Origin of the sequence: Actinoplanes sp. NPDC048988 (assembly GCF_043197815.1) — a bacterium.
Classification (GTDB): Bacteria; Actinomycetota; Actinomycetes; order Mycobacteriales; family Micromonosporaceae; genus Actinoplanes.
Map to the genome: position 1 here is coordinate 172,613 of NZ_JBICTW010000015.1, position 25,728 is coordinate 198,340.

At 65.6% G+C, this 25,728-nt stretch carries 24 protein-coding genes; 22 read left to right on the forward strand and 2 right to left on the reverse strand.

Annotated features, from left to right (window positions below; genetic code table 11):
- The first annotated feature begins 10 nt into the window (after window positions 1-10).
- The 14 genes from ACGFJ7_RS35430 to ACGFJ7_RS35495 all read left to right on the forward strand — a co-directional run bounded on the left by ACGFJ7_RS35430 (window position 11) and on the right by ACGFJ7_RS35495 (window position 12,406).
- Entirely contained in the window at window positions 11-823 is an 813-nt protein-coding gene (locus ACGFJ7_RS35430; protein ID WP_392646246.1) for a phosphotransferase, read from the forward strand.
- Window positions 824-1,025: 202 nt separating this feature from the next.
- Window positions 1,026-2,138, forward strand: coding sequence for a hypothetical protein (locus ACGFJ7_RS35435; RefSeq protein ID WP_392646248.1), 1,113 nt, complete (start codon window positions 1,026-1,028; stop codon window positions 2,136-2,138).
- On the forward strand, window positions 2,138-3,157 hold the full coding sequence (locus tag ACGFJ7_RS35440) for a thymidylate synthase (protein WP_392646250.1): 1,020 nt from the start codon (window positions 2,138-2,140) through the stop codon (window positions 3,155-3,157). The genes ACGFJ7_RS35435 and ACGFJ7_RS35440 overlap by 1 nt, the downstream gene beginning before the upstream one ends.
- Window positions 3,154-3,693, forward strand: a complete 540-nt coding sequence (locus tag ACGFJ7_RS35445) for a nucleoside-diphosphate kinase (RefSeq protein WP_392646252.1) — start codon at window positions 3,154-3,156, stop codon at window positions 3,691-3,693. Before ACGFJ7_RS35440 ends, ACGFJ7_RS35445 begins: the two co-directional genes overlap by 4 nt.
- Complete coding sequence (locus ACGFJ7_RS35450) at window positions 3,690-4,940, forward strand: hypothetical protein (protein WP_392646254.1); 1,251 nt, start codon at window positions 3,690-3,692, stop codon at window positions 4,938-4,940. The genes ACGFJ7_RS35445 and ACGFJ7_RS35450 overlap by 4 nt, the downstream gene beginning before the upstream one ends.
- 21 nt (window positions 4,941-4,961) lie before the next feature.
- Window positions 4,962-5,621, forward strand: a complete 660-nt coding sequence (locus tag ACGFJ7_RS35455) for a 3'-5' exonuclease (protein WP_392646256.1) — start codon at window positions 4,962-4,964, stop codon at window positions 5,619-5,621.
- A 79-nt stretch (window positions 5,622-5,700) separates the two neighbouring features.
- Window positions 5,701-6,492 (forward strand): aldo/keto reductase, encoded by a 792-nt coding sequence (locus ACGFJ7_RS35460; RefSeq protein ID WP_392646258.1) that lies wholly within the window; start codon window positions 5,701-5,703, stop codon window positions 6,490-6,492.
- Window positions 6,489-6,866 carry a hypothetical protein gene (locus ACGFJ7_RS35465; RefSeq protein ID WP_392646260.1) on the forward strand — a complete coding sequence of 126 codons (378 nt, stop codon included), beginning with the start codon at window positions 6,489-6,491 and terminating at the stop codon, window positions 6,864-6,866. The genes ACGFJ7_RS35460 and ACGFJ7_RS35465 overlap by 4 nt, the downstream gene beginning before the upstream one ends.
- 164 nt (window positions 6,867-7,030) lie before the next feature.
- A complete protein-coding gene (locus ACGFJ7_RS35470; protein WP_392646262.1) occupies window positions 7,031-7,927 on the forward strand; it encodes an FkbM family methyltransferase in 897 nt (298 codons plus the stop codon).
- A gap of 499 nt (window positions 7,928-8,426) precedes the next feature.
- Complete coding sequence (gene fxlM, locus ACGFJ7_RS35475) at window positions 8,427-9,665, forward strand: methyltransferase, FxLD system (RefSeq protein WP_392646264.1); 1,239 nt, start codon at window positions 8,427-8,429, stop codon at window positions 9,663-9,665.
- A 139-nt stretch (window positions 9,666-9,804) separates the two neighbouring features.
- Window positions 9,805-10,323 carry a topology modulation protein gene (locus ACGFJ7_RS35480; protein ID WP_392646266.1) on the forward strand — a complete coding sequence of 173 codons (519 nt, stop codon included), beginning with the start codon at window positions 9,805-9,807 and terminating at the stop codon, window positions 10,321-10,323.
- A 110-nt stretch (window positions 10,324-10,433) separates the two neighbouring features.
- Window positions 10,434-11,495 (forward strand): protein-L-isoaspartate O-methyltransferase, encoded by a 1,062-nt coding sequence (locus ACGFJ7_RS35485; protein ID WP_392646268.1) that lies wholly within the window; start codon window positions 10,434-10,436, stop codon window positions 11,493-11,495.
- A gap of 88 nt (window positions 11,496-11,583) precedes the next feature.
- Window positions 11,584-12,177 (forward strand): YdcF family protein, encoded by a 594-nt coding sequence (locus tag ACGFJ7_RS35490; protein WP_392646270.1) that lies wholly within the window; start codon window positions 11,584-11,586, stop codon window positions 12,175-12,177.
- A 16-nt stretch (window positions 12,178-12,193) separates the two neighbouring features.
- Window positions 12,194-12,406: a helix-turn-helix transcriptional regulator gene (locus ACGFJ7_RS35495; RefSeq protein ID WP_392646272.1), complete on the forward strand. Its 213-nt coding sequence runs from the start codon at window positions 12,194-12,196 to the stop codon at window positions 12,404-12,406.
- 47 nt (window positions 12,407-12,453) lie between these two features.
- Here ACGFJ7_RS35495 and ACGFJ7_RS35500 read toward each other — a convergent pair whose 3' ends face one another.
- Entirely contained in the window at window positions 12,454-13,332 is an 879-nt protein-coding gene (locus ACGFJ7_RS35500; RefSeq protein WP_392646274.1) for an aminoglycoside phosphotransferase family protein, read from the reverse strand.
- 425 nt (window positions 13,333-13,757) lie between these two features.
- Here ACGFJ7_RS35500 and ACGFJ7_RS35505 point away from each other — a divergent pair, with 425 nt between their 5' ends.
- The 8 genes from ACGFJ7_RS35505 (at window position 13,758) to ACGFJ7_RS35540 (ending at window position 24,203) form a co-directional block, all read left to right on the forward strand.
- On the forward strand, window positions 13,758-14,201 hold the full coding sequence (locus ACGFJ7_RS35505) for a hypothetical protein (protein WP_392646276.1): 444 nt from the start codon (window positions 13,758-13,760) through the stop codon (window positions 14,199-14,201).
- Between the two features lie 111 nt (window positions 14,202-14,312).
- Window positions 14,313-15,671, forward strand: coding sequence for an MFS transporter (locus ACGFJ7_RS35510; RefSeq protein WP_392646278.1), 1,359 nt, complete (start codon window positions 14,313-14,315; stop codon window positions 15,669-15,671).
- On the forward strand, window positions 15,668-16,267 hold the full coding sequence (locus tag ACGFJ7_RS35515) for a hypothetical protein (RefSeq protein ID WP_392646280.1): 600 nt from the start codon (window positions 15,668-15,670) through the stop codon (window positions 16,265-16,267). The genes ACGFJ7_RS35510 and ACGFJ7_RS35515 overlap by 4 nt, the downstream gene beginning before the upstream one ends.
- A 389-nt stretch (window positions 16,268-16,656) precedes the next feature.
- Window positions 16,657-17,781 carry a hypothetical protein gene (locus tag ACGFJ7_RS35520; protein WP_392646282.1) on the forward strand — a complete coding sequence of 375 codons (1,125 nt, stop codon included), beginning with the start codon at window positions 16,657-16,659 and terminating at the stop codon, window positions 17,779-17,781.
- 104 nt (window positions 17,782-17,885) lie between these two features.
- On the forward strand, window positions 17,886-19,277 hold the full coding sequence (locus ACGFJ7_RS35525) for a hypothetical protein (protein WP_392646284.1): 1,392 nt from the start codon (window positions 17,886-17,888) through the stop codon (window positions 19,275-19,277).
- The gene (locus tag ACGFJ7_RS35530) at window positions 19,274-21,199 is read left to right on the forward strand and encodes a DEAD/DEAH box helicase (protein WP_392646286.1); all 1,926 of its coding nucleotides are present in this window, start codon (window positions 19,274-19,276) and stop codon (window positions 21,197-21,199) included. The genes ACGFJ7_RS35525 and ACGFJ7_RS35530 overlap by 4 nt, the downstream gene beginning before the upstream one ends.
- 158 nt (window positions 21,200-21,357) lie before the next feature.
- A complete protein-coding gene (locus tag ACGFJ7_RS35535; RefSeq protein WP_392646287.1) occupies window positions 21,358-22,170 on the forward strand; it encodes a protein NO VEIN domain-containing protein in 813 nt (270 codons plus the stop codon).
- A 269-nt stretch (window positions 22,171-22,439) separates the two neighbouring features.
- Window positions 22,440-24,203 (forward strand): hypothetical protein, encoded by a 1,764-nt coding sequence (locus tag ACGFJ7_RS35540; protein WP_392646289.1) that lies wholly within the window; start codon window positions 22,440-22,442, stop codon window positions 24,201-24,203.
- 264 nt (window positions 24,204-24,467) lie between these two features.
- Here the strand turns inward: ACGFJ7_RS35540 and ACGFJ7_RS35545 are convergent, their stop codons facing one another.
- Window positions 24,468-24,815, reverse strand: coding sequence for an Lsr2 family protein (locus ACGFJ7_RS35545; RefSeq protein WP_392646291.1), 348 nt, complete (start codon window positions 24,813-24,815; stop codon window positions 24,468-24,470).
- Window positions 24,816-25,728: the final 913 nt, after the last annotated feature.

The following is a 25,728-nucleotide window of genomic DNA, read 5'->3' on the forward strand; positions in this document are numbered from 1 at the left end:
CAACTGAGCAATGCGCATTGACTGGACCGAGCTGCCCGAGGCCGTCACCACAGAGGTAGCCAACCGAACCGGCGAAACTTGCCACATCACCCCGGCCACGACCGGTGACCACGCGGAGATCGCCGCAACCGTCACCGGGACGAACGGGAAGGTGTTCGTCAAGGCGGCCCACACCGATTTTGGTGTCCGGTCATTGCGCTTCGAGCTGCGGGTGAGTGAGGCCGTCAGCGGGCCCCACTCACCCGCGGTCGCCTGGCACTTCGAGGCGGCCGGTTGGCTGGTGGCGGGCTTCGAGCACTGCGACGGCCCGCACGCTGACCTGTCCCCAGGAAGCGCCGATCTGGATCTCCTCCGTGAAGCGCTCGAGGTGCTCGGACAGACGCCAGCACCCGACGTGGCGTTGTTCAGTCCGAAAGGGCGGCTCGGATTCGATCATCCGGCGATGGCCGGCGACACACTCGTGCACACCGACTTGGGCCCGGCCAACCTGATCGTCACCCCGCGAGGGCTGCGCATCGTCGACTGGGCGATGGCGGCCAAGGCCGCCCCGTGGGTCGAACTGGCCATGCTCACCCCCTGGCTGATCAGCGCTGGACACACTGCGGAGCAGGCCGAACAGTGGCTGGCGCAGCAGCCAGCGTGGGAGCTGGCCGACCCGGAGGTCTTGGATCACTTCGCGGCGAAGAACGCAGAGAAATGGGCCTCCAAGTCGGCACAGGCGACAGCGCCTTGGATGCACCAACTCGCCGACTGGACATCGCAATGGGCTAAGCACCGCGGGTGGAAAGGCGAGACAACGTCGCCCAACCCCGTTCTGAGATAGGCGTCTTCGTCATCCGGATAGAATGGCGCCGCGCATGACAGTTAGGCCTGACTTGCCCTAGCAAAGCGATTCCTCTCCAATTTCAGACTTGATAACCGTCCCCACGCTGCCCTTGTCGAGGTGTGGGCGCGACCCCGCCTGCCTCTGATTCATAAATTGTCGGCTGCGCGAATACATATCAAGCGACTCGGAAGGTCGTTTCATGGTCGAGGATCTGCGTTTCACCCTCGCCGGCGCTGGTCAATCCGCCGAGACACGATTGCGGATTGGGTACAGCTTCTGGGGCTTTCTCAGTGGCGGCGTGCTGGATACCCCGGACGGGGGTCGTAGTTACCGCCGACCTGTCATTGATGCGCTCCAGCAAGCCGGCAACCACGTCGTATTCGTTCAAGCCAACCGTGACTTGAGCGAGGCCGGCGTCGACCTTGCCGGCTCCTACACATTCGAAGACGGTTTCCCTGACCTGGACGCGATCATTTACGAGTGGCGGTGGCCGCTACCCGGCCGCAACACCACCGTCTGCGGATCGGCAGGGCACACCTGCGATCTGCATCGGCAACAGCAGCTACTCGACCACTACACCCGCTTGCGTCGCCTACCCACGATCATCTGGGACCAAGACCGGCAGCTACAGGCCGACGATCCTGTGCGCACGCTGGCGAACGTGCGGGTCGCCGAATACGGCCTGCGGCCCGGGCCGGGCGGGATCACCGTGAACTGCCCCGTCCCCGACGATCTGCTCGACAACGCCGACCCGCAGCATCTGGCTGGTCTGCCTCGACCTCTGCCGCTGGTGTATGTCGGCAACCAGTACGACCGCGACGACGCGTTCGACCGCTACTTCGCGCCTGCCGCAGCCCGCGTAACCCACCGCGTCGCGGGGAAGTGGACCAACACGGGTGCCTGGCCGCACGTGAACTTCACCGGCCGCATCGGATTCGCTGAGGTGGCCGGGCTGCACGCGCAGGCCCTGGCCACCGTGCTGCTGATGCCCGAGCGATACCGCACCGTCGGCGCGTTCGGGTCCCGGCTGTTCGAGGCGATCACCCAGGGGTGCCTGCCCCTGACCCCGGCCGAGAGCGTTGGTGCCGACGCCTTCACCCCGGCTGCGCTGCACGTCCAGGACGCCGCCGACGTCATCGACAAGATCACCTGGATCGAGCGGATCGCCGGAACCGCCGAGCACGCCGCCCTGATCCGCTCGTGCCTGGACATGCTCGACCCGTACCGCACCTCGCGGCAAGCAACGGTCCTGCTCGCTGCGCTACGCGACCTCGCCGACGCAGGCCCGCCTCTCACCACCAGGAGTTGCTGATGCTCACCCCGCCCGACTACGACACCTTCGCCGACGCCTACGTCGCGGTACTGCGCCGGATCCTCGACGACCCCGAGCACGAGACGTCCGGGCGCGGCAAAGACGGCCTCGAGGTGCCCAACATCAGCTTCCGGCTCACCGACGTGACCCGCCGCACCCCGTTCCTGGCGGCGCGGAAGACCAACATCGTGTTCAACTACGCCGAGTTGCTGTGGTACGTGGCCGGCCGCAACGACGTCGCCATGATCAGCTACTACGCGCCGCGGCTGGCGAAACTGTCGACCGACGGGACCACGCTGACGGGCACCGCGTACGGGCCGCGGCTTTTCGGCCCCGACGGCGACGACGGCCTGTCGCAGTTCGACCGATGCCTGCGCACGCTGCAGGAGGACCCGGACAGCAAACGCGCCGCAATGGTGATCATGCGCCCGCACGAGCCGATCGGCGTCGACAACCCGGATGTCGCCTGCACCCTGGGGCTGCAGTTCATGCTCCGCGGCGGACGGCTGCACGCGACCGGCTACATGCGCGGCAACGACGCGGTCATCGGGCTGCTGTGCGACACGTTCTCCTTCACGATGATCCAGGAGCTCGCCGCCCGCCAGCTCGGCGTCGAGCCCGGCAGCTACACCCACCACGTCGGGTCGATGCACATCAACGTCCTCGACCAAGAGAAGGTCCGCGCGATCCTCCACGAGGCCGACACCACGCCGGCACCGCCATTCCCGGGCACGCCGATGCCCGGTCTGAGCCAGGCTGAACTAGAGCTGCTCCTGGACCGGGAGTCCGCGCTACGCACCGGACGCGGTGAGCTGACCGCTGAGACCGCCCGCGAGCTGCCGCTGCCGGACTTCTGGCGCCAGGTCCTGCTTTTGTTCGACGCCTACCGCCAGATCCAGGCGGGCCAGCACGTCAGCGACGACACCGCGATCGCGCTGACCGCCGCCCACCGGTGGCTGCTCGCCCACCGGTGGCCGGACCGGATCACCGCCGCCGACGTGGCGGGTCAGCCGGCATGACCGGCCGGCCTATCGACTGGGACCACTGGACGGTGATCCTGCTCAAACCCGACTGCCTAGCGCGAGACCTGCTCAGTCCGGTCCTGTCGATGGTGGAGCAACACCTGACCGTTCAGCACGTCACCGTCGTGTTCCCCACCGAGGCGCAGATCTTCGCCCACTACGCCGACATGCTGCCGCGCTCAGCCGAACTCGGCCGTGACGTCGCCGCCGAACTGCGACGCATCTACGTCGGCCAGGCGGCCGCAGTCGCGCTCGGCTACGGCCCGGACGCGGCAGCGCGTCTACGGGCATTGCTCGGACCCACCGATCCAGCGGCCGCCGGCCCGGACACCATCCGCGGCCGGTATGCCGCCGACAGCCTCGCGCAGGCGAGCGCCGAGGGCCGGCTGATCGACAACCTCATCCACAGCTCCGACACCACCGAGGTCGTCCCCGCCGATTTCGACATCTGGTTCGGCGCCGCCAACCGGCACCTGCTGCACGCGCCCGTCCCTGCTCCTGCCCTCATCCCCGTGATCGGAGAGCTCGAATGACCATGCCCGTCTCCGTCAGCTTCGCCCCCGGCCCGCGCACGCTGCGCCTCATGCCCGCCGGGGAACAGACCCAGCTCGACCCGTACATCGCTCAGATCATCGGCAACCGCAAGAGCGGCCTGTCGCTGAACCACATCGTCGGCTGCACCCTGAATTGCGGCTACTGCGTGCGGCACTTCTGGGGCAACTTCGATATGAAGGTCCCGCAGCTGCTCGTCCCCACCGAGCAGGCGATCGAGCAGCTGATCGGTCACCCGATGTTCCAGCCGCACACGACCCCGCTGCAGATCTTCAACAAGGCCACCGACCCGTTCCTGCCCGGCGTCAAACCGCACCTGTTCCAGGTCCTTGCCGCCCTAGACGAGCGCGGGTTCACCAACCACATGCTGGTCATCACCCGATTCAAGGTCACCGCCGACGACATGGCCTTCCTGGAAAGCCTCAAGCATCTGCGGGTGACGCTGCTGTTTACGTACTCCGGGATCAGCGACGACCGGATCGAGCCGATCTCCAAGAGCAACATGACCGTCACGTCCATCCGGACCGCGGCCGCGCACCGCCGCCGGACCGGGGTGATCCTGTACTGGCGGCCAATCACGCCCGGCTGGAACGACAGCCCCGAGACGATGGCGCACGTCCTCGACGTCGGCCGTGACGTCGACGCGATGGTGTTCACCGGCCTGTACCACAAGCAGGAAAACGCCACCTACCTCGAAAGCCTCGGCGTCGACGTCCCCTACAGCGAAGACGAATACCACCGCCGCAAGACCATGGCCGCAGACCTCGACGCCCGCGTCGTCGCCGCCTGGCGCGACTCCGGCAGCACCACCCCGCTGTTCCGCAAGACCTCCTGCGGTGTCGCCTTCGCCCACACCACCTTCGACTACAACGGCCACTGGGGCGTCCGCGAGCTTTGCGACATCTGCCCGCTCGAGCAACAACAACGCTGCGCCGACGCGCTGAAGCAACCCACCGACGCCGACATGCGCCGCGTGCTCGACCACTTCGGCTTCGACACCCCCTGGGAGGTCGACGACGGACACGTCTGGACGACCGGGCTCGGCGAGCAGCGCCGCTACGCCATCCAGCACGATCTCGGCTACCAGATCTGGGACATCGACACACCGCACGTGCTCGGCGCCCACGGCCGGTCTCTGACCGGTCACGACCTCAGCCCTGAACAGGCCGCCGACTTCGATCGGGTGAGGAACCAGTTCGCGCTCGTGGCCCGTACCGAAGACGACTGACGGGCCGGTACGGTGCAGGCGGTGACCTCAGCCTATCAGTCCTGGCACACGGCGAACCTGGTCGCCCTTGACCTCGAGGGAAGCGGGGCCCAAGAACGCGACGATGAGCAAATCCTGGAGATCGCCGCGATCCGGCTCGTCAACGGCAAGCCAGACATGGCCACCGCCTACGCCACCTGCCTCGACCCGGGCCGGCCGATCCCCGCGAGACCGTGGATCTCACCCGGACTGAGCGGCCTGGCCTTACAAGGTGAGCCGGCCTTCGCCGAGATCCGCGACACGCTGCTCGCCAGGCTGCAAGGAACCTACCTGGTCGGCCACAACGTCAGCGTGGATTGGCGGCTGCTGCACCGGCACCTGCCCGAGCTCACGCTCGCCGGACTGATCGACACCTACCGCCTGGCGAAAACCGCTGACCTGAGCGGCAAGCTCAGCCTGACCGACCTGCTCGCCCGCCTTCGACTGACCGGCGCGGTCACCACCGCAGCACCGGCCAGCCGCCCGCACCGGGCACTGTGGGACACCACCGGCGCGGCGCTGCTCCTCCCCGCGCTGATCCGTCAGCACTTCTCCAGCGAACCCACCCTTCAACAACTGCTCGACGTCGCCGGCATACCGACCACGCCGGCATCACCCGCGACACCACCCAGCCCGGCGAACCAGGGGACCCTGTTCGACTAGGACCCTAATTGGCGCCGGCCACGGCGAAAGGCGCCCGGCCATGACCACCGCCCCACCTGCCACAATGCCGTCTCGCTTCATGATCGGCGGAGACCTGCCCGTGCGCCGGCTCGGCTACGGCACCATGCAGCTGACCGGGCCCGGCCACTGGGACCTCCCGCAGGATCCGGACAACGCCATCGAGGTCCTGCGCACGGCAGTCCACGAACTCGGCATCACCCACCTGGACACCGCCGATGCCTACGGCCCGCACACCGTCGAAACGCTCATCCGGCAGGCGCTGCACCCCTACCCCGACGAGGTCGTCATCGCCACCAAAGGCGGCCTGGCCCGCCCCGGTCCCAACGTCTGGCGCCCGTGCGGGCGGCCCGAGTACCTCCAACAATGCGTCGAGCTCAGCCTGCGCCGACTCGGCGTCGACTGCATCGACCTCTACTACCTGCACCGCATCGACCCGCAGGTACCGCTCGCCGACCAACTCGGCGTCTTGGACGAACTCCGCCAGGCTGGCAAGATCCGCCACCTCGGCTTGTCCAAGGTCTCCGTCAACCAAGTAGGGCAAGCCCGCACCATCACCGAGATCGCCGCTGTGCAAAACCAGCACGGGCTGACGACCACCGACCCGGTCCTGCCCTACTGCGAGCAACACGGTCTCGCCTACGTCGCCTACAAGCCCTTCGACGCCGGCACCGACCTGGCCGGTGCCGCTAACGATCCCACCATCGCGACACACCTCTTGCAGTCGCTGCTGCAGCGATCCCCAGCAATGGTGGTCGTCCCCGGAACGGCCTCGCTCGCCCACCTACGGACCAACTGCACCGCTGACCAGCCCGACGTTCGACACAACGGAGGGAAGGAAGTCCAGCCATGACGGGCTCAGCAACGAGCGGCACCACGGTTGATGCCGTTGATACCGAACCGGGCACCCAGGACCTGTTCACGCTGCTCATCGCCACCTCGCAGCTGCTCACCGACAAGTTCCCGAAGAAGCACGGAGCCTTCGAACGAGTCGTTCAGCTAGCGGAGGAAACCGGTGAGGTCGCCGAGCAAATCAACATCTGGGCCGGCACCGGACTCAAGCGGGAGAAACACGGCGAGTTCGTCCCGCAGAACCTCGCCACAGAACTCGCCGACGTCATGCGTGTCGCCGCTGGCATCGCCGTCGAGCTCAACATTGTCGATCTGCTCGGTTACGAAATTCGATCCCAGCATGCCCGAGCTGCCGGAGAAGGGCGCAGCTCCTGAGCGGACCACCGGCCGCCGGTCATGCGAATGCCGCGCTGCGCGAGTGCTGCGCGCAAACGAAACCTGCCGACTCCGAACCGGCGATCGAAAGATCATCAAGGAAAGCTCACTTGATCCGTGGTCACCGCCCACACAGCTGGCAGAAGTCAACCAGAGGTACCTCCATGATGCCTGCGCGCCTGCTACGCGCTTATGTCCGTCACGGCCCAGCCGGGCGCCTTGCTGCGTTCTTAGCTGAAGCCCTTGACGGACATTTACAACGCCATCCGATCAGCACCATCACGCGCACCCGATATGGCGCTCGGATTCCCGTGGTGACCAAGGACCTCATCCAGCGCTACCTCTACATGTTCGGCACCTGGGAGCCCAATCTGACCGCCTGGATCCGTAGTCGGCTCCAGTCCGGCGACACCTTCATTGATGTCGGCTCCAACGTCGGCCACTTCTCCCTCCTCGCCGCATCACTGGTCGGCCCCTCAGGTCGGGTAGTTGCGATCGATGCCTTCCCGCAATTCGCAGCATCCCTTGAGCGGACCGCAGCCAACAATGGCTATCGCAATATCCGCGTAGTGAGCAGCGCCGTTGCGGGAACAGCTGGCGAGTTGCCGTTCTATATCAAGGACCGCAGCAACCTCGGCGGTACGACCAGCGTTCGCCCACGAATCGAGATCCTACCCAGCTTCCGCGCAACGGCCGCATCCCTTCCCGCCTTGCTCAGCGCCAAGGAACTTGAGAGTGCTCGCATCATCAAAATCGACGTCGAAGGATCCGAGGCCGACGTGATAGACGGATTGGCGCCCCACCTCGGCCGACTTCGAGCCGATGCTGAAATCGCCATTGAGGTATCCCCTCGCCGGCTGGTCCGCCAGGGTCGGACAAGCGCCGACGTGATAGGTCCCCTTCGCGACGCAGGTTTCCACTGCTATAAAATCGGAAACAGCTACGCCGCCAGCAGCTACACAAAACGCAGCCTCTCCGTGCCCCGCCGCTGGCACCACGAAGTCACGGAAATGAGCGACCTTATATTCTCCCGTCGGGACTGCCCCTCCGTCCTGCAATGACCGCACGTTCGTACCGTGTCTATCTCTCTTGCGATGAGGCGCTCATCAAGCCGACCCGGAGAGCCTGAACAGCACGGTCGGTGTCGTGGTGGATGAAGCGGCCGACTGTCGCCAGCCAACTGATGGCGCACAACCTGCCCGCCGGGCGACCGCACCTGACCGGCACACTCGGATCAGCGGCATCGATGGCTACGGGGAGATACGGGTGTTCCTTCGGGTAGGCGACAGAATCCCCTCCGTCGGCGACCTGATGTGCGCGCCGCCTCGCGGCGTGCCTTCTTCGGCCGGTACCGCTATGTCATGACCGGCCAAGTAATTCATTCGCGATGCCAACTTTCCGGATCCGAATCCTCAGTCCGGGCCGACGGGTGAACTTCAGCGAGCACCACGACTACCCGACTTTTCTGGAAGCCGAGTTTCGCGGCGAACAGGTCCGGGTGCCGTCGGTCAGGCGGCTGCTCATCCCGTATCCGCCCTCATGATGTTGAAAGAGGTGCCCGTGTCCGTCAGCCCCGACGTGCAGGATCACGTTCCCGAGCGTGTCCGGCAGCAACTGGTCGACCAGCTTATCGCCCGAGGATGGATCAAACAGCCCGCGGTAGCCGCGGCGTTCACGGCCGTACCGCGCCATCTGTTCGCCCCTGACGGCACCAGCCTCGAGGCTGCCTACGCCAACGACACGGTGGTCACCCGGAGAGGCCCGGATGGGAAAGCGACAAGCTCGATCTCGGCGCCGTGGCTTCAGGCGTACATGATCGAGACCGCCCGGCTGAAGCCAGGAGCGCGGGTGCTCGAGATCGGTTCCGGCGGCTACAACGCGGCCTTGCTGGCCGAGGTGGTCGGCGCGGCCGGCACAGTGGTCACCGTCGACATCGACGCACAGGTTGTCGCCAACGCACGGACTGGGCTCGTCCGAGCCGGCTACCCGCAGGTCAAGGTGATCTGCGCGGACGGTGAGCACGGATATGCCGACGCCGGCCCCTATGACGCCGTGATCGTCACGGTCGAGACCAGCGACGTACCGCCAGCGTGGATCCAGCAGCTCGCCCCCGATGGCGTGCTCGTGATCCCGTTGCGGATGCGTGGACACACCCGCTGCCTGACTCTGCAGACTGATGGCGATCATCTGGTCGCGGCGGCGGCGTTGCAGTGCGGGTTCGTATCGATGCAGGGCCACGGCCGCGACCCCGTACGCCGCGTGCCGCTGCGCGGCGACGACGCCGTCCTGGTGCTGGACGACCCCACCACCCACGTCGACGAGGACGCATTGCGAGCCGCGCTCGACAAGCCGGGCGTGCAGCAGTGGTCGACCGTGACAGTCGCACTCGATGATGGCAGCGCGTTCGAGTCGGTGCATCTGTGGCTGGCCAGCCAGCCCCGCCCGTACGGAATCCTTACGGTCGACCGCGAGAAGACCGTCGGCCTGCTGGACCCACAGGACCGGTTCTTCTGCCCGACCCTGCTGACCGACGACAGCTTCGCCTATCTCACCCTGCAGAAGCAGGACGCGGAGACGTGGCGGTTCGGGGCGCACGGCTACGGGCCTGCTGCCGGCACCTTGGTCGCCGATCTCGTCGACCTCCTCACCGTCTGGGACGAGCAGCACCGCGGCGGGTCCGGACCTCTGATCACCGTGCACCCGGCCGGCACCCGGCTCCCCGAAAGCAGCGGGCTACAGCTGCTGGTGCCGCGCCGGTACACCACGACCGCGATCACCTGGCCCGGCCACAAACTATGACAACGCTCGACCATATGCTCGCGCGTCTGCGTCGATGCCGCGCCGAGCAACGCGGTCCTGCCGCCGACAACCGCGGCGGGCAAAGGGGCTCAGCGTCGTGCAGGGTGCCGACCACAATCATCATGAAAGGGGGATACCTGTGGAGCGGGTCGCGGTTCTTGGTGCCAGCGGCGCGGGCAAGACAGTCCTGGCCCGCACGCTCGGCGCGCTGCTTGACCTGCCGGTGACCCATCTGGACCAGTTGCGTTATGACGCCGACTGGAATGTGGTCCCCGAGCCGGAGTTCGTCGCGGCCCAACGTCAGCTCGTGGCCGGCTCGCACTGGATCGCGGACGGCAACAGCCTGGCCAGCCTGCCGATCCGCGCCGCCGCTGCGGACACGATCATCGTCCTCGACCCGCACCCACTGGTCTGCCTCGCGGGGATCGCTGTCCGGCGGCTGCGCTACCGCGGCGGCCAACACGCCGACGGCGTATACGACCGCATCACGATCGACGTCCTGCGGTACGTGGCAACGTACCGCGTCCGTCACTTACCCAGAGTCCACGACTGCCTGCGCGAGCACGCCCCCGGAGCCACCGTCGTTCACCTGCGCAGCCGCCGGGCCGTCGCCCGCTACGTCACCGCTATCCGCGCGGACGCCGGGAGGCAACGATGACCGGCTCGCAGCGCTACCTCGGCGCACGGCGCCGCAGCTGCGTGCAGCAGTCGCCGCGCGCTGAGGGCCGGACCCACCGCCTGCCGCGATCACCGCCGGAAGGAGAGAGCGTGGTCTCGATCGACGATGCGATCACCCGCGTACCCCTCGACTACTACCTGAACGACCCGCACCGCGGCGCGACCAGACACTGGTCCGACCCCGCCGCGATCCGCCGCGAGTTGGCAGGCCTCCGCGTGCGTCCCGGAGACCGGGTCTACGACGTCGGTACCGGGACCGGCTATTCGAGTGCGCTCCTCGCCGAGCTCGTCGGCCCGTCTGGGCAGGTCGTCACCATCGACGTCAGCGACCACCTGACGCGCTGCGCGGACCGGCTGCACCAGCAGCGGGGCATCCGCACCGTCCGCTGCGTGACCGGTGACGGCCTGACTATCCGCCAGCAGGCAACAATCTTCGACCGGGTCGCGGTGTGGTGTACGCCCGCGCAGCTGCCTCGCGTGCTCGTGGAACAGCTGGCGGTCGACGGGCGGATGGTCGTATGTCTGCCGATCGCACCGTTGCCGTCTCTGACGATGATCACCACCATCACTCTCGGTCCCGGCCGCAACCCTCAGGTCGAGACCGCGGTGTTCGGCGGCTACGCGCAAAGCACCCTGGCCCAGGTCGACGACCCCACCACGATTCCCGGCCGCTGGGTCGACTGGAGCATCCCCGGCCCACAGCCGTCCTGGATCGCGATCGGCTGGCGCGACCAGGACGACCTGCAGCACACCGGCGCCCGCACCACCCTGGAGCGCCTGCTCGAGCCCGGGCACCGCGAGCGCTACCCGCTTCAGCCACTGGATTGGCGCTCGCTGACCGCCCACCTCGCGGCGACCGGCGACCCCCAGCTGAGCGTCATCACCGCCCGCGGCCAGGACCGCGGCATCGGCCACAGCACACCGGAGTCGGCCGCCGCGATCCTCGACGACGGAACGCTCATCGCGGACCGGCCAGATTCGCCGTCGCTGGCCACGTTACGCACTTGGCTGACCAGCTGGGAAAACGCCGCCCGGCCCGGCCCCGACCGTTACACCACCACCCTGACCCCTACCGGCGACCACCAGCCGTCCGGATGGGACCTGCGCCTGCACGCCAAGAACACCGATACCTGCCACGCGGCACCGCGATGATCCACGACCGGTCCCTGCAAACTGCCAACCTCGCACTCCGGCGCGCACCGGCCGGCGAAAGGCAGGACGATAGGCCAGGGTGGTCGCCATGTCGGTGACCGAAGACATCGCGGACTTCGTCGACGCCTCTGCGCCGGGGCTCGGAACCGCCGACCTGATCTTCGTGTTCGGCTCCACCCTGCCGGACGCCATCACGCCCGCCCTACGGGCGTTCCGAGTCGGGCTCGCACCGCTGATCGTCCTGACCGGCGGCCCCAACCGCCGCAACCCTGCCCATGTGGAGAGCGACGCCCACGCGCAGCTACTCCAATCACACGGGATCACCCCTGATCAGCTGCTTGTCGAGCGACGCTCTCAAACCTCGAAGGAGAACGTCCTCTTCGCTCGCCCCCTCATCGAGGAACGCCTCGGCCCGGTCCGGACCGTCATCGCCGTCACCAAGTGGTGGCAGAGGAGACAGATACATCAATTAGCTGCTGGGTTCTCGTCGGTCGAACGGATCTACGCCGCCACGTGGAACCCGCCAGCCCGCGCGGACGGCCGCCCCTACAACCGGAGCACCTGGGTGTCGAGCACCGATCGGCCTCGCATCGAAAGCGAACACGACTACCTGAAGAAGCTCCTAACCAGCGGCGAACTGCCTCCGCTGACGCGGACTTCAGAGGGCTGGACCCTAGCTTAGCGACTAGAGTTGTCTCATGACAGGTCAGCCGCTTCGCTTGATGGGCGCCCATGAGATCCGAATCCGACTCGGCGGGGTCAGCCGGCAGCGGACTTACCAGATCACTCGCCGCGATGATTTCCCACGTCCCGCTGCTGACCTGGTGCAAGGCAAGGTCTGGCACATGGACGATGTCGAAGAGTGGATCAGAAGGCATCGGCAGCATGAGACGGCCACCGACGAACCGTGACCCCCGCTGGCTGAACTCGCTCAGAGATACACCAGCCTGACCCAGATTCACCGACAGCCTACGGCCAGGCACAGTACGGCGATCGCGTCTACAGCCTGGTCATCGAGCCACTGCCGGTGCTTGCGGTCGTCGACCGTGTCGAACAAATCCTGGTAGAGCCGCTGCTCGCGGGCGAGCCACAGGACCCGCATCGCCTGGTAACGGCTCAACGATCCGCTGGCCGCGGCGATCTGGGCGCATCGTTGCTCGGCGCCGGGATCGTGGCGGCCCAGCCACAGGCCGAGAAGTGCGAGGTCGGCGCCGGGCGGGTACATGCCGGCGAACTCGTAGTCGACGAAGACCAGCGGCTGACCGGCGCCGTCCAAGGCGTTGCTGGCCAGCGGATCGCCGTGCCCGAAGACCAGCGGGGCGCTGGTGACCGCTTCGAGCAGCGGTTGCTGAACGTCGTCGGGCAGGTCTCCGGCTGCGGCGTAGCGGCGGATCCGGGCCGGCCAGTCGGTGGCCGGCATGCTCAGCGGTCCTGGGGGAGGCTGCCACGCGGCGAAGCCGGTCAGTGCATCGATCATGCCCGTCACGATGCGCCCGGGCAGCCGGGGTGGGTAGCGGTCGGTGTGCGGGGATTTCCCGGGCAGCCGTTCGATGATCAGCACTTGGCGGCCGGCATGATGCAGTCGCGGTACCGGCCAGGGCGGCGGCGCGTCCGTGAACGCCCGGTAGCTGCTGACCTCGTGCGTGAAGCGTTTGACCCAGTGCCGCTCGGAGCTGGTCAGCTGCTTGGCGACCACGTCATGTCCGTGCCAGCGGCCGGCGATGGTGACGGCCTTGTCAGTTCGTCGCAGCTGCTCGCCTGGGTGCCAGCCGGGCAGGTGATCGAGGGCGCCGACGTCGGCGGGGACCTGGCTTGAAGCGCTGGCCGTCTCGTCCACACGACCATCCTGCTGGCCGGGGAGGCGTACGTCGAGGACCCGCGCGCTCGAGTCGCCCGGGCTGCTTGATGAATCACGCCGAACGCGCCACTGACGCCGCGGTGCGCCGGTTCGCGGCTGCCGATCGGCTCCGCGATCAGGCTTCGGCGACGCCGAGGGGGCTGGCTCCCGCCGCGTTGCGGGACAGCCCAAGACAGCGGTGGACAGCTATATCGCGGGGTTCCGGGCGGGCAGGGTCGTGAAGGAAGCGATCGATACCCAGCCCTGGGCCGTCTTGCCCCGCACCGCATCCAGTAGCGCGGCTCCTGCCGAGACGGCGGACACCCGTCGGTGCGGTCGCGGCCGGCTCCGGTGACGGCGTCACCGCATCACTGCTCGTGCCGCGGACCCCGGGGACCCACCACCCTTCCCGGAAAGAGGCAGCCATGAACAACACCCTCGCTCGTGCCGCCGCTGTTGCCGCCGCGGCGCTGGGCCTGACGTTGACGGTGGCCACGCCCGCGCTGGCCAGCGCGGACAAGTGCAAGGGCGACGCCTTCGCCAGCTGCGTGGCGGTCAACGGCAGCAAGCTGCACGTCAACTCGATCAAGAGCCGCGTCGCCCTGTACGCGAAAACGTGCCGGTACGGCCATAGCCAAGTGCTGATCAACGGCAAGCACTACGCCGACTCCAACGGCGGCAAGGACAAGGACTACTGCTCCAAGTCGATCTTCGGGGCCGAGGTCACCACCGGCACCTGGAACGTCAACCGCAACTACGCCAAGGGCACCAAGATCTGCTCGAAGTTCTGGTGGAACAACGGCTCGACCAAGCCCGGCAGCGTCAACGGCTACACCAGCTTCGGAACCGCCTGCGCCACCGTCGGCTGACCGCAGTGGCCGGTGATGCCGCCGGCATCACCGCGCCCCGAGCCGGCCCCGCACCCGAAGCCGCTTCGGCTGCCGCCGCGCCGCCCTGAACCTCTCGCGGAGAACCTCTTCATGACCCTCGCCCTGCAGACCCAGCCCAGCACGAACACCGCCGTGCCCGATGTCCTGCGCCGCTACCGGCTGGCGATCAGCCTGATGTTCGGCATCGCCGGCATGACCATCGGCACCTGGACCGCTCGGATCCCCACCATCCAGCACAACATCGGAATGGCCGACAGTAAGCTGAGCATCTGCCTGCTCCTCCTCGCCGTCGGTGGCCTGCTCGGCATGCGCGCCGCCGGCCGGTTCATCGACCGGCACGGCAGCACCACCGTCATGGTCTGGCCCTCGCTGGGCCTCGGCGCCGCGCTGCTGCTCGCCGGGCACGCCCCGACCTGGATCATGCTGGCCGCCGCCCTGCTGACCTTCGGCGTCCTGCACGGCACCCTCAACGTCGCCATGAACGCCGCGGCCGTCTCATGCCAGACCGCGTACGGCCGCCCGATCATGACCTCGTTCCACGCGCTGTTCAGCATCGGCGGCGTCGCCGGGGCCCTGCTGTCCGCCGCGTGCGCCCACATCGGCCTCAGCGTCGCTGACGCCTTCGCCGCCGTGGCCGTGGTGTCCACCGCGGCGGCCGGATGGTCGATTCACCGCCTCATCCCCGCACCCGACTCGAGCCCCACCAGCCAAGAGCAGGCATCCCCGGCCGCCCAGGCGGCGCAGCGCCGCCCGCGGACCCGGGTCCTGCTGCTGGGCCTGCTCGCCTTCAGCGCGTTGATCAGCGAAGGCGCCGCCGCTGACTGGGCCAGCACCTACCTCACCCGCATCGGGGCGACACCCGCCATGGCCGCCACCGCCTACGCGGCCTTCGCCGCGAGCATGACCCTCGGCCGGCTCGTCGGGGACCGGCTCACCGCGGCCGTCGCCCCTGCCGCCCTGCTACGCGGCTGCGGCCTGATCGGCGGCGGTGGCCTCGCCCTCGGCCTGATCGGCGGCACACCTGCCACCGCGATCGCCGGGTTCGCCTGCCTCGGCGCCGGACTGTCCTGCGTCGTCCCGCTGCTCTACTCCACCGCCGGCGGCCTCGACCCGGCCCGACCCGGCGCGGCCCTGTCGCGCGTCGCCGCGCTGGGCTACCTCGGCTACGTCACCGGGCCGGCCATCATCGGCGGCGCCGCCATGCACATCGGCCTCGGCAACGCCCTGCTCATCCTCCCGGTCCTCGCGACGCTCCTGGTCATCGGCGCCCCCGTCGTGCACCGCAGCCGCGGCCGCCACCACCGACCGGCGAGAACCCGCAGCACCACCACGCTCGCCCTGACCTCGAGCGACGACACGACACGCCCCACCGGCCAGGTCCTCGCGCCAGAGTTCACCACCAACCACATCGACCATCCGGTCACCGAGCTCGAAGGAGCACTGCGATGAACACCACCCTGACCCGCACCGCCACCGCCACCCCGGCCGTCGCCGACGCCGCCGCGCCGCTTGCACGGCACGACACGACGATCAGCGCGACCCGGGTCACGGCCCGGAGACGCCGGCGCACCCCGCTGCTGGTGATCGTCGCCGCCGCGATCGCCGCGGCCCTGCCGCTGATGGGTGCCACCCCCGCGCAGGCCGCCACCTACCGAGACCCGACCCCCGGCTCGGGCACGCTGTCGGCCCTGGCCGCGTCCGGCTGCCGGGCGTCGCCGTACTCGTTCCACTTCGAGGGTTACGGAAGCATCGCCTTCCCCGAAGACCCCACCGGCCAGTTCAACTACTCGGTCACGCCGGTGCTCAAGACCACCAGCCAGTGCCGCGACATCAACGTCAAGAATACGACGCGAGGCAAGATCCGCGTCTGCGTGATGTTCGGCAAGACCAGCAACAAGTGCAACTACTACACCACCATCGCGGCCGGTGCCTGGGCCAACGCGGCCACGAACGTCAAGGACGGCACGTACTTCCGGATGCGGGCCGGGATCTTGTACAACACCTCCGGCTGGGCGACCGGCGCGACCGGCGTGTCCGACTTCTGAGCCGGCGTACGCGCCAGCGGAAGTCTTCAGTTCGGCGACAGGGCGTCGTTGCGGTTCGCGGCGATGCCCTGTCGTCTCGGCAGGAGGGTGTCGATCGGTTCGGGCTAAGCGGGCCAGCTCGCCGAATTCGGCCTGGCGCACTCTGAGCTATCACGGGCGGCAGTGTGGACATCTCTCCTGTGTCACTTCTGCGCCGCGATGAAGTTGGTAGCAGCGTCGAACCAGATCCTGGCGCACAGTGCACCGTACTTCGTGGCAGACGACCTCGTTGTCAGCGACGTCGTCTGGTCAATCCGGCGGGACAGGTTCCAACCGGCGCGCCGGGTATTCGAGTCGCCATCGACGCCGATACTCTAGCCGGTGCAACTCAACAGGAGGACGGAGCAGTCGTGGACGAGCCAGCTGCAGTGCTAATCGCCGCGACGGCGCAGCCTAATGTTGATCAAGCACTTGCCTGGCTCGCGGAGGGCCGCGACTTACGCACAGCATCGCACAGCTGGTATGAAGTATTCGCAGCTCTTGCAGTTCTGCCTGAAACCGTTAAGACAACGGAAGCACTACGTCAAGCCGTTACTCGATCGACCGTCTCCCGCCTTGATAGCAGCGCCGACCTGCTTGCTGTCGACCGGGTTGTTACGCCTACGCAGCACCAAGGAGCACTGGATGCCCTTGCTATTCACGCCGGCGGCGGCTCGCTAGCGAACCTTTCGGCGGATGTGGTGCACGCTGCCCAGTCTCAGAATGACTACGTCATGATCTGCCTGTGCGACATTGCCGGGCTCTCATACCGCGACCTCGTTGACAGGCTCAAGCTCGCTGGTGCAGCGACACCACCAGGGGAGCCGGATGGCGCGTGGAACACCAACCAGATTAAAGCCGCTTGGAAGGTTCTCGACGCGCACGTCACTGGCCGCCTGGCGCCGGCCATCACAGGAGCAACGCCTGCGCGCGCTATCGAGCACCTATTCGGTGTGCCGGGGCAGACAGCCACCGGGTGGGATCTCGTCGCTAATCTCTACAAGCACGGGGTGCCCTTTTCGCTTCTGCTCGCGCAGCGAGGCGCTGGTGGAGCTTGGCTGGCACACCGTAATCGGACGAATAACCTCCTCGTAGGCATTCTCACTGACGAACTTGGCGCGGTGCTCGGAGCAGAGGGTATCGAGATGCTCACGCAGCGAGACCTTGGTCGGAAGTTGTGGCACGAACTACTCGGGCCGGCTGCTGGTCCTCTGCAGGTCTGCGCCATCCGCCGCGACAGGGACCATGAGCCCGAGCCCATCCTCGGTGTCACGATCGCGAGTGCCAGGGATGGCGGCACCGTGCGTAAGAGCGTCGGACAGCTTGAGCCGTTGCCCGCGCAGTTTCCGCAGCTGCCGCTAGCCGCCGTCGTTGTAGGCCCTGGTTGGGCAGATCGAGTGCTCTCCACCACGGAGCTGGCCCGCGCCTTCGAGGGCAGGGTCTACACCGAGCTGCAGCTGCACGCACTCGCCCAGCTCGCTGTCCAGCTCAAGTAGGCGGACACCAGACCAGTCGACCAAAATGTCGTACCCGTCGGACAGAATGAGACTGACCTCCGGTGCGGTAACCGGGGACTGACCTTGTGCTGGGGGATGTTCGAGTGACGACGACCGTTGAGGCGCGAACTGCTGCGATCGAGGCTGCCCGCCAAGCGGCGATCGCTAGCGGAAGCGCGCGGCAGGAGCTGATCACCTACAAGGGCAAGGATGTCCTCCTGCCAGTGGTGAGCATCCCGCTCGAGCTCACGCTGTACAGCCCCACAAGTCACCGCATTCGGGCGCAAATCCTCTCCGCTCCGGAGGAGACGCAGAAACTTTTTCAGAAGGAGCCGTGGGGGGAGAGGGCGCAGGCGTTCCTTGAGGAACAGCTTCGTGCTACCGAGGGGTACACGCGCATCAAGGGCGCTCTCGAGGCAGACGGGCAGCGTTACCCCGGCGTCGTCAGTCACACCGGCATTCTGGTAAATGCAAACACTCGAGCAGCTGCACTTCGCGAACTCGGTAAGCAGTACATCGATGTCGTCGTTCTACCGACTGACGCCATGGACAAAGAGTTCCGGGCAATCGAGGCGTCACTCCAGATGGAGGAGGACGTCAAGCAAGGCTATTCCAACGTCAACACCCTGCTCTTTGTCAGAGACTTACTTCAGGACTACTCGAAAGAGGAGATCGGTCTCCTAACGTGGCGCGAGCTCCGAGCCAAGGGCGACAGGGGCCGCAAGGAGGCTGCGACCCGCGTTGATCAAGAGTTGTCCATACTGCAGATCATCGAGAGCGTGCGAGCCAGGTCTAACCCACCGATTCCCTGGACGTTCTTCGAGGGAATGCGTCAAAGTCTGCTGGAGATTGCCGGCGGTTATCAGAAGACCGCCAAGACGAACGCGGTGAAAGCCGCGCGGATCCGCGACGCTCGCATTGTTGGCATGCTTGCTGGACTTGGTTACTCGAAGCTACGCGAGGTGGATGAAACGCTCGTCGCTTCGTACCTGGGCGATGCATTCGCCGAGAGCCCGGTCGTTGGCGTCGTAGCAAGCCGTGAATCGTCACCCGACCTCACGGAGCCCGACGGTCTCGACCTGTTCGACGACTCTGAACACGTCGAACAGGCGGCCAGTGATCGCTCTACCTCGGTGCCGTTCGAGGAACTCGTGACGCTGCTTGCCACGACGGTTGATGCTCCCACCGTCGAGATTTCGTCCGTAGACGGCACGACGCAAACGATCAACCGGCAGCAGCTCCTTGGAGGCATCGCCACCGCGTACGCCACGGCGATCGAGACCAAGAGCTTGGACGACGCCCAAGGGGACGAAATCTTGGCGCCCACCAAGCTCCTCAAGGAAGCTACGAAACGAATCGATGCCGCGCGTTCGTCATACGATAACGTGCGCAATCGGCAAGATTTCGACACCGAGGCGTGGAAGCAGGCATACGAAGCTTTGGACCGAGCGATCCAAGATCTCAATGACGTCTTCCCGTTCACGGGTTCGGCATGACCGCGTCCACCGCCACGGCAGCGAAAGTTACGTTGCAGCTGGCTGGTTCTCCACCGCGGGTGCACGCTAAGCGAGGCGAGGGCGTCCCCGACAGCTTCTGGTTCGAGCTCATGATGGAATGGGCAGCCGATCCGACTGTCGGAAACGCGAACTCTCAAGCACTTTGCAACCTCGAACGCGTCCTCAGCAGGATGGCTTGGGTCGGTCCGGCGGGCCGACGTGACCGTGTCGGCCTCGAGATATCGCCGGAGTTGCAGCAAATCCTGAGATCGACTCACGCCGAGCGCAAGACACTGTCGGAAATCCTCAATGCCTTACCGCAGCTAACGACGGAACAAGCCGAGGCTCGACTTAAAACCAGTCGCTTCACGCGCCCCTTGCGCCCGTTTCAGCTCCGCGACCTTGCCCACCTGTTGAGCCTGCCACACGGTGCCAACTTCTCTGTGCCCGGCGCAGGAAAGACTACAGTTGCTTATGCCACCTATGAGGCTGAACGCACCGCCGGCCGGGTCGAGCGATTGCTCGTCGTGGCGCCTCTATCAGCGTATGACGCATGGACGTCAGAGGTTGAAGTCTGCTTCGGAGACGAGGTCAAACCCGTCGTCCAGGCATACAACGGGGATTATATTCCGCACGACGCCGAGATTTTGCTCGTTAATTATCAACGGCTTGCCGCGAACTACGAAGACCTTAGCGCGTGGGCGCGAGCGAAGCCGACGATGGTGCTCCTCGACGAGGCTCACAGAATGAAGAAGGGTTGGGACGGCCAGTGGGGCAGCGCCTGCCTTTCGCTAGCATTTCTAGCCGTCCGTCGTGATCTGCTAACGGGAACGCCAGCACCCCAAGCGCCGTCCGACTTCGTAGCGCTCATTGACTTCCTGTGGCCCGGCCAAGCGAGACGAGTTCTACCGCCCGAAGCCCTGCTAAACCCAGCGCCCCCGGGCGCAGGTGCGGCAATCGCATCTCGTATCGCTCCGATGTTCACACGCACTAAGAAGGCCGAACTGGGCCTGCCGGAAGTCAGCATCAAAGCTGTTCCGGTGCCGCTTGAAGGGCTGCAGGCGACGATCTATGCCGCTCTGCATGATCAATACGCAGGCGAGTTGCGTGTGAGTATGAGTACCCGAGTAGAGCTGGCTCGTATGGGCGACATCGTCATGTACTTGCTGGAGGCCGCAACGAACCCGAAACTCCTCAGCGCTGGCTCGGCAGGCGACGACATCTTCCGGCATCCGCCACTAGACGTTCCCCGAGGTACGCCCTTGTGGGAGGTAATGCAGCGCTACAACCAGTACGAGACACCCGCAAAGTTTCAGGTGCTCCTGTCGATGATTAAGGAGAATGCCGACGCTGGACGCAAAACATTAGTGTGGACGAATTTCGTCCGTAACATCAAGCTCCTCGAGACCATGTTGACGATCTACCGTCCAGCTTTGATCTACGGTGGTATGCCATCCCAGCTAACACAGCCGGACGCCGAGCGTACCCGAGAATCGGAACTTAGAAGGTTTCGTTCGCCAGACAACGAATGCATGGTCCTTATTGCGAACCCGGCTTCAATGAGCGAGGGAGTCAGCCTCCATAAAGAGTGCCACGATGCCATCTATCTCGATCGAACCTTCAACGCTGGTCACTGGCTCCAGAGCATCGATCGAATTCACAGACTCGGCCTTCTTCCCTCCGACGAGACTCGTATCCGTTACTTGGTGACTGCCGGCACCATCGACGACGTCGTAGATGCCCGAATTCAGATCAAAGCCAAGAACCTGGCCGAGGCGCTCGATGATCCGAGCCTTATGAGCACCGCGCTCCCCGACGAGGAAGCCGGGACGATCGAGCGCGCTGTCGACAGCGACGACCTCCAAGCGCTCTTCGCGCACCTACGTGCGGATCCTCCCGGCCCCCGAGACTTCCACGACTGATCATGACGCCGTTCTGCCCCACAGCGTTCGAGCTAGAGGCCGCTGTCCGTGCATGCCGACTAATCGGCGCAGGCGCCAGTACCGAGGACGCACGCCAGTCCTACGCAGTTACACCGAGCGGTGGCATCTTCGCCCCAAGACATCTCGAGGACGGTCAGTTGCTCCTCGAGACCGTAGGTGTTCTCGTCCGGACTGGCGACTGGCTGGCGCCAGCTGAAGAGTTCACGACCTTCGCGTCGATGCCACTTGATGCTGCAAGTGAGTTCCTGCTCGCGCACTGCCTGATGCGCGAACCACCGCTATGGCTTTTCACCGTCGCGGAACAGGGCGAAGCAATGATCCCAGAGGACGTGCTGGAAGCACTGGGTAGCGTCTTCGACCCGCAACGCCGCGAGAACTTCCTCCTGATGATGGGACGGAAAGTTGATGACGAGCGCATGAAAGCTATCGGCGCAGCCGGCGAAGAGTTCGTCGTCCAGAGCGCCCGCGACTGGCTCAAAGGCATGGGCCGACTGGACCTCGCGGCTGACGTCTGCTGGCTCAGTCTGCACAGCGACGATCTCGGTTACGACGTGAGCTGCCCAGATCCCGGTGGATGTCGACACCGTCTCGAGGTCAAGACCTCTGGACCGAAACCGGGAGCTTTCTCCTTCTTCCTCAGCCGAAACGAGGCTCGCACAGGTGCGGCGGACGACCACTGGTCTCTCGTCGCGGTTAAGGAGGATCTAGCCGGCCAGCTCTTCGTTGCCGGATGGCTGACCGGCAGTGATCTTGATCCCTTCCTGCCGACCGATCATGGAGGCGCGCGGTGGGAGTCTGTTCGCATCGAGATCCCGATGGCAACTCTCCGCCCGGGCCTGCCTATGCCTGCCCACCAGCACGGTAAGCCCATCCCAGCAAGAACTATCGATCTGGTGCCGGAGCCGTCCGCGTCCGCTGGCTGCCCAGAGCCTGATCCGCATGAACCGTGACCGACCCGGGTGCGTCGATGCCGGAAAATGCGGCTAGGGTACGGAATCATGAGTTACGACGGGGAGAGGAGGAGTGTATGACTGTCATCACTCGACGTGCCGATGCGACGGCACCTAGGGCCGACACGTCTGCGTCGCCCCTCCGATCGCCGCTCCGTCACCTTGACGCTGATTCGATCAGTGCTGCGGCAAAAGCAGAGAGCCGCAATCGTGAGGTTCACTTACCGCCAGTGAGCGTTTACCGGTGGTGGGCACGCCGTACAGACGCGGTGAACGGTGCTCTGATTGAGGCTGTGGCCTCTCAGGCAGATTCGCCGCTGCTGATCGTTGATCCCTTCGCAGGCGGAGGCGTCATACCTCTGTCCGCGGTCACACGAGGGCACCGGGTTTACGCCCAAGACCTCAATCCATGGGCAGCGACCGGGCTGGCGGCGATGCTAGCCCTGCCCCAACCTACCGAACTTCGAGAGGGCATCGCGGCGCTCACCCAGCGAGCAAACTCTCTTGCAACAGCTGCCTACGGCACGCTGATGGAGGACGGCTCCCGCGGTCACGTAAGTCATACCTTCCGCGTCGCGGCAAGTCACTGCACACAGTGCGGCGAGCGCAACCGACACTTCCCTTATGCGATGGTTTCCCTTCTCGTCCGCAAGGAACGAGGTTTGCCAGAAGCCTTCATCAGCTGTAGGCAGGGCCACCTGCAACTTGGCCGCAGTGATAAGGCAAGCCACTGTGAGACGTGCGGAACAGTCATCGACCCGTCGGCTATGTACGCCCCGGGACGGGTAGTCACATGCTCGAAGGGTCACCGTGAACGGCTCTCCGAGCGAGTCGCCAGCCGGGCGTGGGAATGGGACGTCGTCCTGGTGGAGCGGGCCAACGGCTTCCGCCGAGAGCTTGCAATCCCGACAGAGGCGGAAGTCGCAGCCGCAAACGCTGATCGATGGGGCGCACCCGTACCCCTCGGCCCGATTCCTGAAGGCGCAGAGACCCGCGTACTGCTCCGCCACGGCTTCAAAGACTGGGCGGACCTCTACCCCACGAGGCAAGCCTTTCTAGTGCGCCAGCTCCTCGATCTCGTACCAGACTGTTCGAGCCAACTGGCAGTACAAGCGGCACTCCGAATGGCAATCATCGGCAGCACAGAAATGGCCGGCCATCTCTCAAGATGGGACCGCTGGTATCTCAAAAGCTACGAGTCGATGGCAGGGCATCGCTTCAACCTGACAACATTCACCGCTGAGCCAAACGCCTGGGGCACGGAAGTTAGCGGTCGAGGCACTGTATTGCGTCGCCTCGGTCAGCTCGTCCGGGCTGCAGAGTGGCTGCATTCTCGTACCGGCGGCCCGTTGACCGTTGAGAGGCGCCGCGCCAGCGAGCCCATGCCCAAGAAGCAAAGCCCGTCGGCGGTTCAAGTTGTCGAAGGTAGCAGCGAGAGGCTGCTGCTACCGGACAAACTCGCGGACCTTGTTCTAACGGACCCGCCATATCACGACGACGTCCAATACAGCGAACTTTCACTGCCGCTTCGGTCATGGGCGGGGCTAGTCGATGGTGCTCTCGCCGGTGAGGCCGTTGTAAACGCCGCAACCGGACAACTGGCGGGAGTGGGTGAGTACCAGCAGCTACTCACGAGGATCTACGCCGAGAGCCGGCGGGTGCTCAAGGAAGACGGCCACCTAATCTTTTCCTACGCGAACCGTGATCCCGAAGCGTGGGTTGCCCTCTTGTCTGCACTCCAAGAAGCCGGACTGCGAGCGTTGGGCTACGAAATAGTCCATTCCGAGAACGAGACAGACCAAGTTAAACGCAGTGTTCGTGCATGCACCATGGACCTGATTCTCGACCTCGTCCCAGCTGGTAGTCGTCTCGTGCAGCAGCATCACAGCACCGCTGCGACTACTACTCCGGAGACAGCTTTCTTGCATCTTGTCGGCAGTGCAGTGCTGCAGGTCGGCCGACTTGAAGACGATTGGAAAGATAAATTCATCGTGAAGGCCCGCGAGTCCGAGTTTCTACGCGGCCGCGGATGAGTCGACTCAAGGGACCAAGTCAGTTCGGACGTTGAATAATGTCCGTCTCTCTTGCCCACACCTTCACTGACTGGCGAGGGTCTGGCAGGACGCCTACAGCTTGAGAGTGCAGGCCGCCGGGGCGACAATACTAATCTATCGATGACTTGCCGGAGCTTGACAACCTCAAGTGTTAAGCGCGCCGAGGTGCCGTTGCGAGCCCATCAGAGAGAGGCCTGCAACGGCACCCCGTCAGCTATCCACGAACCAACATTTTACAGAGCTTCAACGATTGGCGTGGAACGCCTCGACGACACCAGTCGGGATCCGGCCCCGGTCAGAGACCTCGTGGCCGTTCTTCTTCGCCCATTCCCGGATCGCCTGGTTCTGATCACGGTTAGCCCTGCTGGGCTGGGCTGCGGCGGTGCGGGACGTGATACGGCCAGCTGCCGTCCCCCGGCCGATTCTGGTTGCCGCCTCGAGGTAAGGGTCGAGGACCTTGCGGAGCTTGCCGGCGTTCTTCTCCGACAGATCGATGGTGTAGTTCACCCCGTCGAGCCCGAACTCCACGGTGCGATTGGCGTCGCCGCCGTCGAGATCGTCCGTCAGGACGGTAATGACTTGCTTCGCCATGAATCAACACTCCTGTTTTCACGACCTGTTCGGTCGTTGCACTATCAACATCCACCATAGTCGTGACGTGCCGACATTCAGCGAGTCGCCACCGGCGCTGACCAGGAAAGAGTGCCTGAACGCGGCCAGGCAGCGAGCGAAAGCCCTCGCTGCCCAAGATCCTGTAAGCGCGGCAGGCACCGCCAATTACAGGCTACTGCGAGACCCCCGCGGACGGGACCGCACAGGCTGCGCCGGCCGCCGACGGCGCTGTTTAGCCACCGAGATCAGAGCAGTGCCGAGGCCGCCCGCCGGCACAGTCATCGGCACGCCAGTGCCGTAGACGCTGACCACGCCGCACCGGCGGCAGTACCACGACCGCCGCCAAAGCTCGACCGCTTCGTCGGCCAGGGGACCCACCACCTGAAGGCGACGCTGCCGTGCTCGCAACACCCAACCGCTGCCGGCCGCCGCAGCGAGAAAGAGCACCGTCCCGAACCACGCCGTACTGTCAGAAGGATCCGATACCGCCAGCGGCAAATTCCACATCGCCAGCAGGACAGACCCGCCGAAGACGATGGCCGGCCCGGTGGCGGCATGTGGTCGCCTCGGCGCAGCCAATGCACGCGCCAACGCGCTGACCTGAGACACCCGGCCAGTGGCAGGAACGGCGTAGCCGAAACGGCCGGTCACGCTGCCATGTACCACTCCGGTGGAGTGACCGGCGCGTACCGCGGCCGGCACGCTCACCAACTGATCGAGGCGACGGCACCGCAAGCACACTGAGTCGTGCGACCGCTGCTGCGGAACCACGTTACGGCTCATGCATAACCCCTTATACGGAATGGAAGATCGTACAACGCTCGGATATGATGATTGGTATTTCGGGCGTCACTAGTATCTGCTTCGGCTTCCCGAATCACAAACACTTGAC

Excerpts from the sequence above, each read along its gene's own strand:
- ACGFJ7_RS35440 (WP_392646250.1), top strand. The coding sequence starts at position 2,138 with ATGCTCACCCCGCCCGACTACGACACCTTCGCCGACGCCTACGTCGCG.
- ACGFJ7_RS35450 (WP_392646254.1), top strand. The coding sequence starts at position 3,690 with ATGACCATGCCCGTCTCCGTCAGCTTCGCCCCCGGCCCGCGCACGCTG.
- ACGFJ7_RS35430 (WP_392646246.1), top strand. The coding sequence starts at position 11 with ATGCGCATTGACTGGACCGAGCTGCCCGAGGCCGTCACCACAGAGGTA.
- ACGFJ7_RS35515 (WP_392646280.1), top strand. The coding sequence starts at position 15,668 with ATGAACACCACCCTGACCCGCACCGCCACCGCCACCCCGGCCGTCGCC.
- ACGFJ7_RS35510 (WP_392646278.1), top strand. The coding sequence starts at position 14,313 with ATGACCCTCGCCCTGCAGACCCAGCCCAGCACGAACACCGCCGTGCCC.
- ACGFJ7_RS35505 (WP_392646276.1), top strand. The coding sequence starts at position 13,758 with ATGAACAACACCCTCGCTCGTGCCGCCGCTGTTGCCGCCGCGGCGCTG.
- ACGFJ7_RS35445 (WP_392646252.1), top strand. The coding sequence starts at position 3,154 with ATGACCGGCCGGCCTATCGACTGGGACCACTGGACGGTGATCCTGCTC.
- ACGFJ7_RS35465 (WP_392646260.1), top strand. The coding sequence starts at position 6,489 with ATGACGGGCTCAGCAACGAGCGGCACCACGGTTGATGCCGTTGATACC.
- ACGFJ7_RS35545 (WP_392646291.1), bottom strand. The coding sequence starts at position 24,815 with ATGGCGAAGCAAGTCATTACCGTCCTGACGGACGATCTCGACGGCGGC.
- ACGFJ7_RS35490 (WP_392646270.1), top strand. The coding sequence starts at position 11,584 with ATGTCGGTGACCGAAGACATCGCGGACTTCGTCGACGCCTCTGCGCCG.
- ACGFJ7_RS35495 (WP_392646272.1), top strand. The coding sequence starts at position 12,194 with ATGACAGGTCAGCCGCTTCGCTTGATGGGCGCCCATGAGATCCGAATC.
- ACGFJ7_RS35435 (WP_392646248.1), top strand. The coding sequence starts at position 1,026 with ATGGTCGAGGATCTGCGTTTCACCCTCGCCGGCGCTGGTCAATCCGCC.
- ACGFJ7_RS35470 (WP_392646262.1), top strand. The coding sequence starts at position 7,031 with ATGATGCCTGCGCGCCTGCTACGCGCTTATGTCCGTCACGGCCCAGCC.
- ACGFJ7_RS35530 (WP_392646286.1), top strand. The coding sequence starts at position 19,274 with ATGACCGCGTCCACCGCCACGGCAGCGAAAGTTACGTTGCAGCTGGCT.
- ACGFJ7_RS35460 (WP_392646258.1), top strand. The coding sequence starts at position 5,701 with ATGATCGGCGGAGACCTGCCCGTGCGCCGGCTCGGCTACGGCACCATG.